The sequence below is a fragment of the Bacillus sp. N5-665 genome (genome assembly GCF_022637375.2).
Classification (GTDB): Bacteria; Bacillota; Bacilli; order Bacillales; family Bacillaceae_G; genus Bacillus_A; species Bacillus_A wiedmannii.
On the sequence record NZ_CP093325.1, the window covers coordinates 5,309,512 to 5,325,747 of the forward strand.

Annotated in this window: 17 protein-coding genes and 2 pseudogenes; 8 read left to right on the forward strand and 11 right to left on the reverse strand. The window is 34.3% G+C overall.

From position 1 onward, the window contains the following. The first annotated feature begins 55 nt into the window (after positions 1-55). A complete protein-coding gene (locus MNO09_RS29745) occupies positions 56-826 on the forward strand; it encodes a DUF4931 domain-containing protein (RefSeq protein ID WP_241950079.1) in 771 nt (256 codons plus the stop codon). Positions 827-837: 11 nt separating this feature from the next. Here the strand turns inward: MNO09_RS29745 and MNO09_RS29750 are convergent, their stop codons facing one another. Further along, positions 838-1,371 carry a transglycosylase SLT domain-containing protein gene (locus MNO09_RS29750; protein ID WP_033657844.1) on the reverse strand — a complete coding sequence of 178 codons (534 nt, stop codon included), beginning with the start codon at positions 1,369-1,371 and terminating at the stop codon, positions 838-840. 250 nt (positions 1,372-1,621) lie between these two features. Here MNO09_RS29750 and MNO09_RS29755 point away from each other — a divergent pair, with 250 nt between their 5' ends. Then, positions 1,622-3,271 (forward strand): DUF2334 domain-containing protein, encoded by a 1,650-nt coding sequence (locus tag MNO09_RS29755; protein WP_088106810.1) that lies wholly within the window; start codon positions 1,622-1,624, stop codon positions 3,269-3,271. A 35-nt stretch (positions 3,272-3,306) separates the two neighbouring features. On the opposite strand, the pseudogene MNO09_RS29760 reads toward MNO09_RS29755, so the two are convergent. The 6 genes and pseudogenes from MNO09_RS29760 to MNO09_RS29785 all read right to left on the reverse strand — a co-directional run. Beyond that, a pseudogene (locus tag MNO09_RS29760) lies at positions 3,307-4,656 on the reverse strand (DL-endopeptidase inhibitor IseA family protein); the annotation flags it as partial. Between the two features lie 200 nt (positions 4,657-4,856). Next, positions 4,857-5,654 (reverse strand): TatD family hydrolase, encoded by a 798-nt coding sequence (locus MNO09_RS29765; protein WP_088106809.1) that lies wholly within the window; start codon positions 5,652-5,654, stop codon positions 4,857-4,859. 744 nt (positions 5,655-6,398) lie between these two features. Continuing rightward, on the reverse strand, positions 6,399-6,755 hold the full coding sequence (locus MNO09_RS29770) for a YxeA family protein (RefSeq protein WP_000728427.1): 357 nt from the start codon (positions 6,753-6,755) through the stop codon (positions 6,399-6,401). A 139-nt stretch (positions 6,756-6,894) separates the two neighbouring features. Then, positions 6,895-7,731 carry a YitT family protein gene (locus tag MNO09_RS29775; RefSeq protein WP_000248056.1) on the reverse strand — a complete coding sequence of 279 codons (837 nt, stop codon included), beginning with the start codon at positions 7,729-7,731 and terminating at the stop codon, positions 6,895-6,897. Between the two features lie 117 nt (positions 7,732-7,848). Continuing rightward, on the reverse strand, positions 7,849-8,178 hold the full coding sequence (locus MNO09_RS29780) for a PH domain-containing protein (RefSeq protein WP_001004213.1): 330 nt from the start codon (positions 8,176-8,178) through the stop codon (positions 7,849-7,851). A 147-nt stretch (positions 8,179-8,325) separates the two neighbouring features. Beyond that, positions 8,326-9,303 (reverse strand): LacI family DNA-binding transcriptional regulator, encoded by a 978-nt coding sequence (locus MNO09_RS29785; protein ID WP_070169279.1) that lies wholly within the window; start codon positions 9,301-9,303, stop codon positions 8,326-8,328. Positions 9,304-9,608: 305 nt separating this feature from the next. On the opposite strand from MNO09_RS29785, the gene MNO09_RS29790 reads away from it, so the two are divergent. Further along, the gene (locus tag MNO09_RS29790) at positions 9,609-9,704 is read left to right on the forward strand and encodes a DUF3948 family protein (protein ID WP_001060007.1); all 96 of its coding nucleotides are present in this window, start codon (positions 9,609-9,611) and stop codon (positions 9,702-9,704) included. A gap of 73 nt (positions 9,705-9,777) precedes the next feature. Here MNO09_RS29790 and MNO09_RS29795 read toward each other — a convergent pair whose 3' ends face one another. Next, positions 9,778-10,383: a lysophospholipid acyltransferase family protein gene (locus MNO09_RS29795; protein ID WP_000277785.1), complete on the reverse strand. Its 606-nt coding sequence runs from the start codon at positions 10,381-10,383 to the stop codon at positions 9,778-9,780. Between the two features lie 336 nt (positions 10,384-10,719). On the opposite strand from MNO09_RS29795, the gene MNO09_RS29800 reads away from it, so the two are divergent. Further along, positions 10,720-10,815 carry a DUF3948 family protein gene (locus MNO09_RS29800; RefSeq protein ID WP_001060007.1) on the forward strand — a complete coding sequence of 32 codons (96 nt, stop codon included), beginning with the start codon at positions 10,720-10,722 and terminating at the stop codon, positions 10,813-10,815. 60 nt (positions 10,816-10,875) lie between these two features. On the opposite strand, the gene MNO09_RS29805 is transcribed toward MNO09_RS29800, so the two are convergent. Then, positions 10,876-11,016 (reverse strand): YrzO family protein, encoded by a 141-nt coding sequence (locus tag MNO09_RS29805; protein WP_000894064.1) that lies wholly within the window; start codon positions 11,014-11,016, stop codon positions 10,876-10,878. A gap of 21 nt (positions 11,017-11,037) precedes the next feature. Further along, a complete protein-coding gene (locus MNO09_RS29810) occupies positions 11,038-12,006 on the reverse strand; it encodes a DMT family transporter (RefSeq protein WP_001225442.1) in 969 nt (322 codons plus the stop codon). A 128-nt stretch (positions 12,007-12,134) separates the two neighbouring features. Here MNO09_RS29810 and MNO09_RS29815 point away from each other — a divergent pair, with 128 nt between their 5' ends. Beyond that, on the forward strand, positions 12,135-13,001 hold the full coding sequence (locus tag MNO09_RS29815) for a LysR family transcriptional regulator (RefSeq protein WP_000423062.1): 867 nt from the start codon (positions 12,135-12,137) through the stop codon (positions 12,999-13,001). 427 nt (positions 13,002-13,428) lie between these two features. Then, positions 13,429-13,509: pseudogene (locus MNO09_RS29820) on the forward strand (DUF3948 family protein); the annotation flags it as partial. Between the two features lie 65 nt (positions 13,510-13,574). Here MNO09_RS29820 and MNO09_RS29825 read toward each other — a convergent pair. After that, positions 13,575-14,522 carry a substrate-binding domain-containing protein gene (locus MNO09_RS29825; protein ID WP_000657105.1) on the reverse strand — a complete coding sequence of 316 codons (948 nt, stop codon included), beginning with the start codon at positions 14,520-14,522 and terminating at the stop codon, positions 13,575-13,577. A gap of 132 nt (positions 14,523-14,654) precedes the next feature. Between MNO09_RS29825 and modA the strand changes: the two genes are divergently transcribed. After that, positions 14,655-15,461: a molybdate ABC transporter substrate-binding protein gene (gene modA / locus MNO09_RS29830; protein WP_001032227.1), complete on the forward strand. Its 807-nt coding sequence runs from the start codon at positions 14,655-14,657 to the stop codon at positions 15,459-15,461. A 5-nt stretch (positions 15,462-15,466) separates the two neighbouring features. Continuing rightward, a complete protein-coding gene (modB, locus tag MNO09_RS29835) occupies positions 15,467-16,141 on the forward strand; it encodes a molybdate ABC transporter permease subunit (RefSeq protein ID WP_002096926.1) in 675 nt (224 codons plus the stop codon). Positions 16,142-16,236: the final 95 nt, after the last annotated feature.

Here is a 16,236-nt window from a genome sequence, read left to right on the forward strand (position 1 = left end):
TCCCGAATGTATTAAGCGGGATTTTTACACATATTTTAAAGGGGCATATATACAAATGGATACACAACAACTATACTTTTTAAACGATATTGGCAAACAAAAACCAGAAAGCATTCGGAATAGAAGCGCTGCATGTCCTTTTTGTGACAGAGAAAACTTAACGGATATTTTAGCAACTGAGGGCTCAATTATTTGGTTAAAAAACAAATTTCCTACATTAAAAGATACATTTCAAACGGTGCTAATCGAAACAGATAATTGTGAAGAACATATGAGATCGCTAATTCGTTTCTCCATTCAACATTGGTTAAACTTACAGAAGAATGAAGAATTCACATCTGTGATTTTATACAAAAATCACGGTCCATTCTCAGGCGGGAGTTTGCATCATGCACACATGCAGATTATCGGAATGAAATATGTAGACTATCTCGGTAACGTAGAACCGGACAACTTCCGAGGAGTCATTGTACAAAAAAACGAACGCATTGAACTCAATATTTCAGATCGTCCTATTATCGGTTTTACTGAATTTAATATCATTATTGCAGATATTGGATACATAGATGAACTGGCAAATTATATTCAGCAAACTGTACGTTACATACTGAAAGATTTCCATAAAGGATGTAGTAGTTATAACTTATTCTTCTATTACTTAAACGGAAAAATCATTTGTAAAGTTGTTCCTAGGTTCGTCGTTTCACCGTTATATGTAGGATATAAAATACCGCAAGTTTCTACAAAACTAGAAGAGGTAAAAATACAACTAGCGGCGTACTTCACGAGCGAAAAAGATGCAATTATTCATAAAAAAACAGAGTAGGTATAGAAAACCTACTCTTTGATTACACCTTTATTTCGATAGTACACATCTTCTAATCCGATGTTATACTTCATGTTATTATCCGTCCACTCTGGACCCAGATTACCTGGCCATCCAGATGTATTTGCTACATATTTTAGTAATGCAAAATCCGTCAAACCTTTTTGCACCCCGCGCTTATATCCTTTCATTAAATGCGGCATTGCAATTTGCGCATTTGCGCGCGGATCTTTCAACTCTTCATCAGTTAAATGATCTGGTGCAAGCCCACCGCCACGGTGCAATTGAAACAATCCGAATGAAGTTCCGTTATCTCCAACACTTCTTGGATTTAACCGACTTTCATGTTCGGCAATTGTAAGAGGTATCCATTCTGGAAGATTGACTTTCTTTGCTTCCTCTATAATAATTTGTTTCACCTGTTTTGCTTCTTCTGAGTCAACATAGCTTGTCTCATTCACTAACTTGCCCATTCCTTCAGACTTTCCTTGGAAATATAAGTACACCCCAAGAACAACTAAAAATCCTACAAAGAATTTCTTCACTACCACTACCTCTTTCTCCGCTGAAATTTGTCCCCTTTCAGCCTTCTTCCCTTTACAATTACCCACATTCTATCATTCTCTTACCCTTTTATCATAGCAAATAACTATATATATTATCATCATGCTTTAGACCGATTTTGTGAAAAAACAGCTGGTAAATACGTGCAAAAATGTAACTTTCATAGACTACAACGTATTTCTTGTATATAATTGTAAACTGAACTCTACATATAGAATAGGAGCAGACCAAATGAAAAAGTGCATAATACTCTTGTTCAGCATTTTACTACTTATCCCTATCCACACCTCTGCACAAACATCATCAAAACCAAAAGTACTTGTTTTATACAGTACAAAAGACGATAAAATTACAAATAACATTCAAATCCTTAATACTCAATTAGGACATTTTACAAACGATATAACTACGAAAAGTTTAAAAAAGGCTAATGAAATTACTAATTCATCTTCTTATACACATATTGTTTATATCGGTGAACAAAAAGAAGAGTTTCCTATTGAAACAAAGCAACTTCTAGAAAATTTCTCAGGCCCAGTATTAGTTTTAGGACAAAATGTTGAACAATTATCTAATCGCTTTTCTTTCATTACCCTAAAGGCTGATGATATACGAGTTAATAAAATCGAATATCCAAGCCATAAGCTTAAAAACACTTTAGAAGAGGAACGATTGATTCAATCTTTTGATACAAATGGAACTGTTCTTGCTAACGCTGTAAGTTCAAATAGCAAGAACCCACTAATCGTTCAGCATGAAACATCTTATTACGTGGCAACGCCACACCTCTTTGACTGGATGTCTCATTACGTTGGTGAAATGTTATTTTCTTACTTTGGACAAAAGCCAACGACAAATAAAGTAGAGGCTTATTTGCGTCTTGAGGACGTTCATCCGGCCGCAGATATAAATCAATTAAAAGAAATTGCTGAATTACTAAAAGAGAAAAAGATTCCTTACATGATCACTGTTATTCCTGTATATACAGATCCCGAGACAGGTAAAACACTGCATTTAAAAGATAAACCCGAACTAGTCGATCTTTTACGCTCTATGCAAGATGATGGTGCAGCAATTATTATGCATGGTTATACGCATCAATTTTATGATAGTGAAACTGGGGAAGGTTTTGAATTTTGGGACGTAAAAACAGATCAACCAATTCGTCAACCGAAGCATGAAAAACCAAAAACAAAAGATGACTTCCCTAATGTCGAAGCATATAATGCATATGTAAAAAAAGGGGAAGAGTTTGAAGAAAAGTATACGACTGATCATATTGAAAAAGGTATTCAAGAACTTGTAGATGCCAAACTATATCCTGTCGCATTTGAAGCACCTCATTACACGATGTCTCAAAAAGGATATGAAATATTATCAAGGTACTTTTCAACTTATGTAGGACAACTACAGTTAAGTGATACAACTTGGAAATCCATGCACTCACCATTCTATACAAGTACCCCATCATTTTTACACGGGATGAAATTAATGCCTGAAACAGTTGGCTTTATTGAAGAAGATAAGCCACAAGCTATTGCAAAGATGAAAGAACGTACTGTATCTGTTGCTAAATTATCCGATGGAGTTATTGGTGCATTCTATCATCCTTACTTAGGTGTGAAACCATTAAAAGAAGTATTAAAGGATCTAGAAAGCATTCCAAATATAGAATGGATTGATTTACAAAAAGAAACAAATGAAGTAAAAATGCAAGATATTCATATTACTACTAATAAAGACGGCATTCACGTTGAAAAACCAACAAGTGCAAGCGACGTAATGGACTATGTAAAACAATATGGATTCTTCCTTATACTTGGTTTCTTCATCATTGTCTTTCTATTGTTATTAAGACGTGCGAAAAAATTAGAATCCTAAAATAAAACCACCAAGCATCTTGCTTGGTGGTTTTTTTAACTTAAACCAAAACGCGGCATATTATTAATAACCCATTGATTATTTTCATAAATAAATTCAACTTCTACTTTTTCTGTTACATTATCATAGTCATTATACGTTTCTACCTGCGCTTTTATTTTTCCAACCTTTAGCTCGGCAGAAATAATTTTTGTGAATTTAGTTGCTGCTTTTGATCCTGGATCTCCAATAACATAGTGCATTTTCCCATTTAATTCTTTAAGGTACTTACTCTTCATATACTCTGCTATAAATGGTTTTGAGAAGTACGTAGATAGCGTGGCCTCTAAAGTGTCCTTCGTATTATAAGCAGGATTCACTAATTCCCCGTACGAAAAATCCCCTACTCGTTTTGGGTTTCCTGTTAGTGCAGCCATTTGAATATTAGTAAGTTCCTTCTGTGCATTCCATACTTTCTGTAACATAACCTCATCTACTAGCTTCTTATCTTTTACTTCATTTGATTTCTTTGTATCTAGATTTAAAATAGTTCCATTATCCGTATAAAGATACATATCTCCTGCTACAAAATATAAATAGGATTTAGTTGGTTCAACCGCTTTATTATAAATTACTTTTTCATTTCCGCCATTCATTTTCTTCTTATATACTCCATCCTTTTTTAAATAATAAAAGGTATCCCCTTTCACATTCATCTGCAAGGCATCCTTTACTAATAGCTTTTCATTATTTTGTTGAATGTCTATTTCATATATGCCATGCTCAGCTTCATTTGTTTCAAAAGGTAACGAAAAGTCGACAACAGCATATAATTTTTCATTATTATAAGTAGCACTAGATATTGTTGCATAATTTTCTTTTGACCAAGTTTTATTATCTTTTGTCACTTGTGTTCCACGATTTTTATTCCAATGTAAAATACTATCGTCTATCGTTTGAGACCAACCTGAGTTTTTAAATGCCGCTTCTTCTTCCTGCCCCGTTTTCAAATCCATTTTTACTATCCCTACAATATCAAAACCACCATGCTCAGAATATTTTTTCGGATAAAATAAAGTTTGGTCTTTTATATAAACATAATATGTATCCGCTTTTAAAGTGTCTAGCTTTTTGTTAGCTATATCATACTTCATTAAAGAAGATAATCCCGCATTCTTATCTTCATCCGTATGAATAAAATATAAAGCTTTGTTTTTTATATTTATGTAAGAAGCATTTACACCTTCCACTACACGTTCCGAAGTCTGAAATTGATCTTTCGTACGATAAATGCCTCCTGTATTTTTATTACCATTTACTGCATAGTAAACCCATCCATCACTCTCTGCCATCTTCCCTTTATTAGAACTGTTTCCAACCGTATTCCCATTTTCTTCCCCTACTTTCTTCATCAAATTAAACACATCATAAATTATAGAAAATATTAGAAAAAATATCCATAATAAAAAGGATAAGAGTAACTCTCCTATCCTTTCAAATAAAATGAAACTTTAATCAGCGGGGGTTTTGTCCATCCCCCACTGATTATCAGCCCTCACCAATCGGGTTTTTACGGGCAGTTGATTTCCCACCTAACTCCTCCGCATTAGTCGAATTTTGAGGTGGGAGTCTTACTGCTCGTTAATACGGGGTAAAATTGAATCGTATTTTCATATATCGTTTTCGCAACCTTATCAACAGATATATTTTTTATAACACTAATTTCCTTTAATACCTCTCGAATCATTCTCGGATGCATCATAACGTCCTCGTGAAATTCCCACGGCCCATCTGTTTCTACCATCATATATTCAAGTGGATAATACGAAACAACTTTTCTAATCTTCTCCTTATATAAAACATCTGGTGTGATAGAAATATAATAACCGTTCCTCATCATCCGTTTCATTGTTGTTTCACTTCCTTTAAACCAATGAAAGTGTACACGTGAAACTTTATATTTCTCCAGTAAATCACATACAATATCAGCATCTTCATACACTGCATGCAATATAATTGGTAAATCATATTTACTAGCTAGTTCAACAAACCGTTGCAACACTGATATATATGAATTGACAGTAATGCGCTCATCTTCTTTTCTTAAATAATACGGTAAGCCTACTTCACCAATCGCAACTATGTCTTCTACATGCTCTTCAATTAATTTATAAATTTGCTCACATTCTTCTTTATGAATCGGTTGCTCCGGATGAAAACCTATTGCTGGATGTACAAAAGGATATCGCTTTGCTAAAGATAAAGTTTCTTTACATGATTGATAATTCATAGATACCGCGATAAGCCCCTGTATCTCTTTACTATGTTCCACATCTTTAAGTAATCTACTTTTTTCTTCATCCTTATATTGGTCAACATGTATATGACTATCAATCCATTTCATCTTTATTCCCCCATAAAAAAAACAAGAAAGGATCTCCCTTCTTGTTTTATCATCTATATTATTTAACAATTAAGTTTGTTATGATATCAAATAATCCAATACATACTACGGCAACAGTAAAGTAGCTACAGAAATCTTTAATTGGAAACTTCACTACTTCTTCTTTACGCATCCCAGTTTTCTCCCTTCTTACTACATCCCTAATTATTTTATCTATTTGTATCTATTATGCAAAAAATATGACAAATTTACTATCGAATTAACTTACGTAAACCTTACAATGTTGTAAGGTTTATAAAAAGAGCCTCATCTAAATACAGATGAGGGCTATTAAAAAGTAGTTGGTTTTTCATTCTTCATTAATATTACAAACAGAAAGTAATACAGTGAGACTTTCTAATTACACTATATGAAATTCACTATCTTTTAACCATCGAATTACATTACAGAAGACTTACATGTTTGTAAGCTATGTGTAATGTAATTCGATAGTTTCTCTTACCTACATCTCGTACAATAAAGTTAGAAAGCAAGCCAAATAAGAAGAACACTCACATAACCAAATTATATTGCTAGTAGCTACTCTTCTTATACCTTTCACTCATGCTACTACAATGTACCCCCTTCCCCTTTATATAATAAAGAAAGCCTTAGTCCATATGGACTAAGGCTTTCTTACACATTTCAAAATACCCCTACCTAGTATTTTTATTTTCGACAAAAAATAGGTGGGGGTATAATTCGCTATCTCATCGCTAAAAGTTTACTCTTCGCATTAATAGGAATATTTACAGCTTCAATTTCTTCAATTGCCTCGCCATAGCGTCCTTTTGCATACACCTTTAACGCTTCATCTCTCTTTAACATATGCTTAACAGTCTTCTTTATTTTTTGTTCTCTTCCACGTTCGTCAAACGCAATAAATTCATATTCATACCACTCATCACCAATATGCTGACCAATTGTATTCACGACCGTATAGTATTCTTTCGTCTTATAAAGTGGATTATATTTATCGATAACTGGTCCAAGTTTCGTAGGCAGTAACATTACTACTATCACTATCATCGCTATTATAGTAGTGATCATTTTTTTCTTCATAATCAATCTTCCTCCTCTGCAGGATATATATACATCCATTTTAAAAAGAAGGAATAAAATCTACTATTGAATCTCATTACATTACACTTACATTTTTGTAAGAATTAAAAAAAGGTGAACGAATTTACTCGTTCACCTTTTAGCTCGCTTTAAAGCCACCGCCAAGTACATCACGTACATCATGAATAACAACGAAAGCATCTTCATCTACTCGACTAATAACCTGCTTTAACTTAACAAGCTCTTGTTTATTTATAACAACATATAACACTTCTTTATTTTTACCAGTATATCCGCCGCGTCCTTCTAATACAGTGACACCGCGTGTCATGTTTTTCGTAATAGTTTCACGTATTAAATCTGGTTGATTTGAGATGATTGTAACAGCTGTTTTTGTATCCATTCCTTCTACAATGAAATCAATCACTTTCGCTCCGATAAATACTGCAACAAGTGTGTACATTGCTTTTTCTTGTCCTATGATAAATACTGAACCTGCAATTACAACAATATCAATAATAAGTACGCCTTTACCAACGCTCCACCCTAAATATTGATTTGCTAACTGAGCTAAAATTGCCGATCCTCCTGATGTACCTCCAGCTTTGAACATACAGCCTAATCCGACACCGACAAATAAGCCAGCGAATAGAGCCGCTAATAACGTATCACTATTTACATGATACTCAATATGTTCCGTAACATATAAAAACAAGGATGTTTCTACAATCCCTAAAATTGTATAAACCATCGTTTTTTTATCAAAAAATTTATAACCAATAGCTAGTAAGATTGCATTTATAGCAAAGTTCACAATTCCCGGCGACCAATCAAATAAATAGTACGTAACAACCGTTACACCAATAATTCCACCCTCTGATAAACGGTTTGGAATTGCAAAGTAATTAATACCAATTGCGAATAATAATGAACCAATTGTAATTAGTGTTATTTCCTTTATACGTTGATTAACCATAGTTCATACCTCCCCCCATTTGACATTGTATCACTATCTCCTAGAGGTTTAGAAGTTGTTTTTATTGCGCATTTTTACTCTTAAAGATCGGGATATTATGTTTAAACAAAGGGGTGATTAATTATTCATATTCGCTCTAACTGTACGGACAAATCGCTCCACATTCCCCTTCTGAATATACTTAGCTCGAATGGTTTCATGATTACAAGTACATTCGAAATGCGGACGAAAATCTATGCTATCTATATGCAAATATGAATAATCTTTAAATGTTGCAGGATAGTATGGAAACTTTCCATAAAAGAGAAGACGTCTAGTAGTAGCAGCAAAAATCCCATGTTGATACGATAGCGTAAAATTATCCTTCTCAAATATCCCTACAACAAAAGCCAAAATCTTTTCATCATCTTCTATATACTTTTTCATACTCAATAAAAGTTCATTCATGCATATCCCTCCAAATACTATTCTTGAAAAGAATCCATGGATTATTACAGACCGGTGTAACTCCTTTATAAAGTATGAAACGCGTTTTCTGTCAAAGATATTTCAAAAAAACAATCCGTTATGTGATTTACACATAACGGATTGAAGCTAAACGGTAGAGCGTTCCACAAGTTCATATGGAATTTCCACCTTTTCTTGTTTAGAACTTTCATCACGTATTTGCCTGTAAAACATTTCAAAGGCCTTTTTACCTATTTCCTTTAAATTTTGATCAATGGTTGTAAGTTGTAACACTTGCGAAATAGGTTGATTATCAAAGCCAATAATCGCTAAATCCTCAGGAACTTGAATACCTAATTTTTCAGCTTCTGTCATAACCCCAATCGCAACTTCATCTCCTGCTACTATTAATGCTTCAGGAAGATGCTGCATCCCCTTTAATTTATGAGCCACTTTCACACCATCTTCTAATGTAAAACATTCTGTGAAAATCCATTCTTCATTCAATTCTTCATCTATAGATTGCAATTGCTGTTTATAAACATCAAAACGTTTTTGACTACTCGGACCTAATTTCCTTCCCGTACAATAACCAATTTTTTTATAACTTTTCTTAATCAAATAATCCATTCCTAATTGAAAAGCTGCCGAATGATTCGTATATACACTTGAGATATTTGAAATATCATTATCTTCACAAGCAACGATCGTCCCATAGGAAGCATACGGCTCTATCGTTTCCCAATCATTCGCACGAGAACAAATAATAAGGCCATCCAATTGTTTTGTTTTTAACATATGTAAACTTTTCATTTCTTCTTTTTTATTATAATTCGTTTGGCAAAGTAGCACTCTGTAATTATGAGCTAACGCCACCTCCATCATCCCGCCCACCATCGCATCAAAACATGGATGATTAATATACGGTAAAATTACACCAACAATATTCGTTTTCCCTTTTGATAAATGAACAGCATTTGCGTTTTGTGAGTAATTCAACTTCTCAACTATCTCCATAACCGCTTTCCTTTTTTCTTCACTTACATATGGGTGATCATTCAACACTCTCGAAACAGTTGTAACTGAAACTCCCGCCATCTTTGCAATATCTTTAATATTGGCCATACACTCACCTCTACTTTTAACTTAATGAATTCCACGAACATATGTCAAACTTTCTCATCATTACACCTTTATTCGTTTTTCTTACAAAAGTGTAATTTTCCTGTAAGCTAATTCGATAGTTACTCTCCTCAATATTTCATACAATTAAGTCAGAAACAGGACAACAACTATTCGAAAAGGAGCGGATTCATATGATGAACAAAATAAAATCAAACAATTTTTTAAATACAATGGGCATGGTATTTTCTGCTCTAATCGATGCTAAAGCTGTTGCTTCCACATTAAACAAGTAAGGAGAATTCATTATGAACAATATCACTTTTAACAAATTAGATTTTTTAGGACTAGCTAGCGGCTCTCTTCTTCTTACTGCTTTTATTTACGCCGCTACGCTTGTATAACTTTTGTGTCCCCTTTCCCCTTTATTATAAATAGTAATAAAAAAGACGACCGTCTATGCCCGGTCGTCTTTTCTTACTTTTGATTTGATTGCAAAGTTTCCTTTAGCTCATCAAACTTTTCATTTAATTGATCTGTCATCATTTTCATAGCTGTCTTTCGATCTATTTGTTCTTCAGCATCAATTTGAATTGGGTCTCCAAAAATCAATTGCGCCTTTTTCCCTTTTATTAATTCTTTTATACTTGATGGACCAACATAAGCTGCCGGTACTAACGGAACGTTAGAACGCAGAGCAATCGTAACAGCCCCAGCTTTTAATGAAACGTCTTCTGTTGATCGTGTTCCACTTGGGAAAATCCCTACTACTTTCCCTTCTTTTAATAGGCGTGATGGAATTTTAAGTGTACTCGGTCCTGGATTCGCACGATCTACAGGGAATGCATTCACATTTTTAAAGAACCAATTTTTGAACTTCCCTTCAAATAACTCTTTTTTTGCCATGTAATGAATTTGGGTCGGGTACATCCCTGTAGCTAACATTAATACATCCATAAAACTTGTATGTGTACATGCAACAACATATGGGCCACCTTCTGGTAACTTTTCTCTTCCTTGCACTTCTACTTTCCCAGCTGTTTTAAATATATATTTCAACAAAAATGTAATTGGTTTATACATTTGTTTCGTTCCTTTCTGAATATCCGAATTATAATCATTCTCTTACAACGATTATAACACTAAGTTTTAGGAGTTGGTAATAATTTTAAGTATTAATTGTTACATTTCAATTCTTACAAAAGTGTAATTTTCTTGTAAGCTAATTCGATAGTTACTTCCCCAAATATTTCATACAATTAAGTCAGAAAGAAACAACAACTATTCGAAAAGGAGCGGATTCATATGATGAACACGATGAAAACGAACAATTTTTTAAATACAATGGGCATGGTATTTTCCGCTCTAATCGATGCAAAATCTGTTGCTTCCACATTAAACAAGTAAGGAGAATTCATCATGAATAACATCACTTTTAACAAATTAGATTTTTTAGGATTAGCTAGCGGCTCTCTTCTTCTTACTGCTTTTATTTACGCTGCTACGCTTGTATAACTTTGTGTCCCCTTTCCCCTTTATATAGAAAAAGACGACCGTCTATGCCCGGTCGTCTTTTTACATTTTTCTTTCTTTCAATTCTTTTAAAAGCTGTATCAGCTCAGCTTGTTGTTTTATCTTTTTACGACCATTTCGGTTAATTGCTGCAAGCTCGCAGGCAACTCCGACGGCGAAGAAAAACAATAAACTTTCTAACATGTGAAATCCTCCAATTGCTTATTAAACAGCTTGACGTAATTGCTCTTCTTGTAAACTTCGCTTGTTTATATTTTCTTCTTTTCTCTGACAAACGTTATTGCGAATAAGTGCTGCAATAACAAGTAAAGTCCCTATAATATCAAACATTGTTATTCGATATCCTTGCATCATCATAATAACTAAAGTCGTGATTGGTACAAAATTAATAAATAAAATCCCATTAATGGACGATAAAATTTTCACACCATAGTTCCAAGCAAGTAACGCTACGATACCTGGTAATGTCATCATAAACAATAAATCATATTTCACGATAGAAATCGTTCCCATACTCGGAACCGATACGTATCCAAACGATGTAATGATTACAGTTATAATCCCTGTGACAGTCGTACCAAATACACACGTCAACGTAGAATAACGTAATGTTGACCAATCGCTACACGTTTGACCACCCATCGTATAAATAACCCAACCTACAACACCAACAAATATAAAGGCCAGTGAAAACATGTTATCTTTCAATGTTAAAAAGAAACTCATATCACCTTTCGTAATAACGAATACAGCTCCTACAAAGGCGATAATCATGCTCGTTATCATATACTTTTTCGGTTTTACATGCTTATATCCCCATAGAATACAAATAGAAATCATCGGCATCAGTGCTTCCATAATAGAAGCAACCATCACGCCTGATTTCCCCATTAACATTTGACCTAAAAATATAAGTACATTATATACAGTAAACGCCATCGTTCCGAAAAAGACGAGTAACTTTCCTCTTCCCTCTAAACGAAATGCCTGTTTTCCTTCTTTCATTAACAACAATACAATAAGTACGATCGCCACCGCTCCATAGCGAATGAGCGAAAAATAAAATGGATCTATGTATTCTAGCGCATGATCAGCAACCGGAAACATTGCCCCCCATGACATACTTGCAATTAAACATGCTAAAGCCCCTATTATCATTTGACCTTTTCTCAACACAATTCCCCCGCTTCTTTCTATTTGCACAAAGAGAATTGTAAAAGAAAAAATATATCACGTAAAATGATTCAAAATGATGTTAACTATCACTTATAATGATAGTTAACATCAAGGAGGATCATACTATGGAATTAAGAGACTTACAAATCTTCCAAAGCGTTGCCGACCGCGGTAGTGTAAGCGGTGCAGCAAAGGAATTAAACTACGTACAATCAAATGTAACTGCACGTATTAAACAACTGGAAAACGAGCTAAAAACACCGCTCTTTTATCGTCATAAACGAGGCATGACTCTCACAGCTGAAGGAAGAAAAATGCTCGTTTATGTTAATAAAATTTTGCAAGATGTTGACGAGCTAAAACAAGTATTTTTAGATAGTGAAACTCCCTCTGGCATATTAAAAATCGGTACAGTCGAAACAGTAAGTACATTACCTACCATTTTATCTTCTTACTATAAACGCTATCCGAATGTCGATTTATCATTACAAGCGGGTCTAACAGAAGCATTGATTAGAGAAGTACTTGATCATCAATTAGATGGCGCCTTTATATCAGGGCCTATTAAACATCCACTAATTGAACAATACGATGTTAGTACAGAAAAATTAATGCTTGTAACACAAAATAAAGCTTTTCATATAGAAGAATTTACAACAACGCCCCTACTCGTTTTTAACCAAGGATGTGGATACCGTTCCAAACTAGAACGATGGCTTAAAGATGAAGGTTTGCTCCCAAAAAGAATTATGGAATTTAATATATTAGAGACAATATTAAACAGTGTTGCACTCGGCCTTGGAATTACACTCGTACCACAGTCTGCTGTCCATCATCTTTCTAAAGCAGGTAAAGTACATTGTCATGCAATTCCTGAAAAATACGGTAGTATTTCAACAGTTTTCATACGCCGTAAAGATAGCTACATGACGAATTCAATGCGCAGCTTCTTAAAAACAATTGAAGAGCATCATCATATCAATATGCTTTAACGGACATTCTTACATGAATGTCTTTTTTTCTTACACAAATGTAAGTCTCCCGTAAGCTAATTCGATAGTTGCGGGCCATCATATTTCCTATAATTAAGACATAAAGCAGGGCAACAACAATTCGAAAAGGAGCGGATACGCATGATGAGCAAAATGAAATCAAACAAATTTTTAAATACAATGGGCATGGTGCTATCCGCACTTGTCGATGCAAAAGCCGTCGCAACTACATTAAACAAATAAGGAAAGATTATAATGAACAACATTACTTTCAACAAATCAGACTTTTCCCCGCATTAACGGGCAGTACGACTCCCACTTCAAAATTCAACGAAATCAAAGAAGTTAGGTTTGGGATCAACTGCCCGTAAAAGCCCGATTGGTGAAGGCTAATAATCAGCGAGGGATACCCCGCCCTCACTGATTAAAGTTTCACTTTATCGGACTTGCAAGTGGAGCTACTCTTCTTACGGCCTTCATTTATACACTTGCTCAAGGTCTTGTTTAATACTTTGTTTCCCCAAACCCCTTTATATATAAAAAAAGCTGCTCGTCTTATAGACAAGCAGCTTTTTAGTTTGTTTCATATATAATTTGGCCTGTTTTCGTCATATCGTATCCGCCAATCGCTTTTAATTCATTATGAAATTCTTCCGATTGCAGAATATCTTTCACGACTTCGATCAGCTCTTCATTTTCTTTATTCTTCAAAATCACTAAATCATACTGTTCTTTCATGATTGGAATAAAGTCTACATTTACAATCTGTGAAAACTTTTCTGAACCTACTCCTACGTCAGCTTTTCCATTTGCGACTTGCGTGGCAACACCAAGATGATTCGACTCTTCCCATTCATATCCACTAATACGCTCTTTATTTAATTTTTGAATGCGCAATTGTTCATCCACTAACACCCTAATGCCAGAACCTTTTTCTCGATTTACAAATCGTATAGATGATTGAGATAAATCAGCCCATGTTTTTATATTTTTTGGATTTCCCTTTTGCACATAAAACCCAACGTTTCTTGCTAATAAATTAATCATCGTACATGGTTGTCCAACTAAAATACGTTTTACATACGGAACATTATATGTACCTGTTTCTCCATCAAACAAATGCAGACTAACGATACTTCCTTCTCCTTGATACATTTTTACTAAACTCGTTAAACTACCTTGATATGCCCTTAATATATTTGAACTTGGCAAGCGATTTTCTATACGTTTTGCCAACATATCTAACGTTAGTTCTTGTCCGCTAATAATACATGTATTCAAGCCTCTACTATCTTCGCTCTTTACAGGAGTACCTTGTATTTTCCCTGTTTTCATTTGCTTTATATATTGTTCTAAATCCGTTGCATCAATGCGCATCTGTCTACCAATTCTATAAGAAGGCAGTTCTCCTTTTTTAATTAAATCGTATACAGTTAATTTTGATACTTTTAATCGCTTCGCTACTTCTTCCGTTGTGTAGGAATGATGATCCATAGACGATTCCTCACTTTCTTCCTTCATTGTAACAAAGAAAAGAATATTTCTCCTATATTAAAAACAACTACATCGTTCAAATTATATTCAATTATAACTAGTTATATCTAGTTATAATTAGTTATAATTAATTATGTCAAAACGAAAGGGGATTTTTTTATGAACAAGTTTACATTACGATCCATCGGGGCACTTATACTTTCTTTTCTTCTTATATTTAGTGCTGCATGTACAAGCGGAGATAAGAAAGAGAAATCAACTGCTAAAGAAGGAAAAGCAGTAGAACTTACTATATCAGCTGCTGCAAGCTTACAAGATGCACTAAAAGAAATTGAAACAAAATATAAAGAAAAAGAACCTAATATTAAACTTTCTTTTAACTTCGGTGCTTCTGGTGCACTTCAACAACAAATTGAACAAGGCGCGCCTGCTGATTTATTCTTCTCAGCAGCCGAAGATAAATTCCAAACCCTTGTTAAAAAAGGATTTATTAATGAAAAAGAAGGGAAAAATCTTCTTGGAAATGAACTCGTTCTAGTTGTCCCAAAAGATAGTTCTCTTACAAAAATTCAAGATTTAAAAGATGAAAAAATTAAGAAAATCGCACTTGGTACACCTGAATCAGTACCTGCGGGAAAATACGCAAAGGCTTCTCTCACACATGAAAATCTATGGAATGACATTCAAAATAAAATCGTATTTACAAAAGATGTTCGCCAAGTGTTAACATATGTAGAAACAGGTAATGTCGATGCTGGTATTGTATACAAAACCGATGCTCTTATTTCAAACAAAGTAAAGATTGGCGAGACAGCAGCAGCTACTTCGCATGAGCCAATCCACTATCCTTTAGGTGTTATAAAGGAATCTAAGCATAAGAAAGAGGCGACTTCATTTTATGAGTATTTGCAGTCAAAAGATGCACAATCTATCTTTAAGAAATATGGATTTACAGTCCTGTCATAATTGCCATGAGCTTTGATGCCATTTTGTCACCAATCTTTCTATCTTTACGAGTAGCTGCATGCGCCACCATTATCGTTACAATTTTAGGGACGATTATCGGGCGAGCGCTAGCACGCTCCTCATGGAGATATAAAATAATATTAGAAACTATTTTCTTATTACCAATGGTACTTCCACCAACTGTAATCGGCTTTTTTCTCATTATCATTTTTGGAAATAATAGTCCCATTGGAACATGGATAGAATCAATATTTCAGCAGTCCATGATGTTCACATCTACTGCTGCAATCATCGCTTCTACAGTTGTTGCATTTCCGCTCATGTACCAATCAGCAAAAACAGGGTTTTCTATTGCGAATGTACAAATTGAGGAAAGTGCTCGTGACCTTGGTGCGAGTGAATATCAAGTTTTTCTACACGTCACACTTCCGCTTGCATTTCCTGCATTACTAAGTGGAATGATTTTGAGCTTTGTTCGTGCACTAGGGGAATTTGGTGCTACACTCATGTTTGCTGGGAACATTCCTGGTAAAACACAGACAATCCCAACTGCAATTTATATGGCGATTGATGCAAGTAATATGCAGCTCGCCTGGACACTTGTAGTTATCACTATTAGTATGTCACTCCTATTTCTGCTATGTATTCAGCTTATTAATAAAAGAATTACTAACCCTTAAAGCAGCTTTTTTCGAAGCTGCTTCTTTATTTCTCAGGAAATAAAATATACCGCCGGGAAATAACTGAATTTTACCTTTTATTAAAATATACATTT

Coding starts and splice junctions, on each gene's coding strand:
- MNO09_RS29745 (WP_241950079.1), top strand. CDS start 56: ATGGATACACAACAACTATACTTTTTAAACGATATTGGCAAACAAAAA.
- MNO09_RS29755 (WP_088106810.1), top strand. CDS start 1,622: ATGAAAAAGTGCATAATACTCTTGTTCAGCATTTTACTACTTATCCCT.
- MNO09_RS29765 (WP_088106809.1), bottom strand. CDS start 5,654: ATGAAATGGATTGATAGTCATATACATGTTGACCAATATAAGGATGAA.
- MNO09_RS29770 (WP_000728427.1), bottom strand. CDS start 6,755: ATGAAGAAAAAAATGATCACTACTATAATAGCGATGATAGTGATAGTA.
- MNO09_RS29775 (WP_000248056.1), bottom strand. CDS start 7,731: ATGGTTAATCAACGTATAAAGGAAATAACACTAATTACAATTGGTTCA.
- MNO09_RS29780 (WP_001004213.1), bottom strand. CDS start 8,178: ATGAATGAACTTTTATTGAGTATGAAAAAGTATATAGAAGATGATGAA.
- MNO09_RS29785 (WP_070169279.1), bottom strand. CDS start 9,303: ATGGCCAATATTAAAGATATTGCAAAGATGGCGGGAGTTTCAGTTACA.
- MNO09_RS29790 (WP_001060007.1), top strand. CDS start 9,609: ATGAACAATATCACTTTTAACAAATTAGATTTTTTAGGACTAGCTAGC.
- MNO09_RS29795 (WP_000277785.1), bottom strand. CDS start 10,383: ATGTATAAACCAATTACATTTTTGTTGAAATATATATTTAAAACAGCT.
- MNO09_RS29800 (WP_001060007.1), top strand. CDS start 10,720: ATGAATAACATCACTTTTAACAAATTAGATTTTTTAGGATTAGCTAGC.
- MNO09_RS29805 (WP_000894064.1), bottom strand. CDS start 11,016: ATGTTAGAAAGTTTATTGTTTTTCTTCGCCGTCGGAGTTGCCTGCGAG.
- MNO09_RS29815 (WP_000423062.1), top strand. CDS start 12,135: ATGGAATTAAGAGACTTACAAATCTTCCAAAGCGTTGCCGACCGCGGT.
- MNO09_RS29825 (WP_000657105.1), bottom strand. CDS start 14,522: ATGAAGGAAGAAAGTGAGGAATCGTCTATGGATCATCATTCCTACACA.
- modA (WP_001032227.1), top strand. CDS start 14,655: ATGAACAAGTTTACATTACGATCCATCGGGGCACTTATACTTTCTTTT.
- modB (WP_002096926.1), top strand. CDS start 15,467: ATGAGCTTTGATGCCATTTTGTCACCAATCTTTCTATCTTTACGAGTA.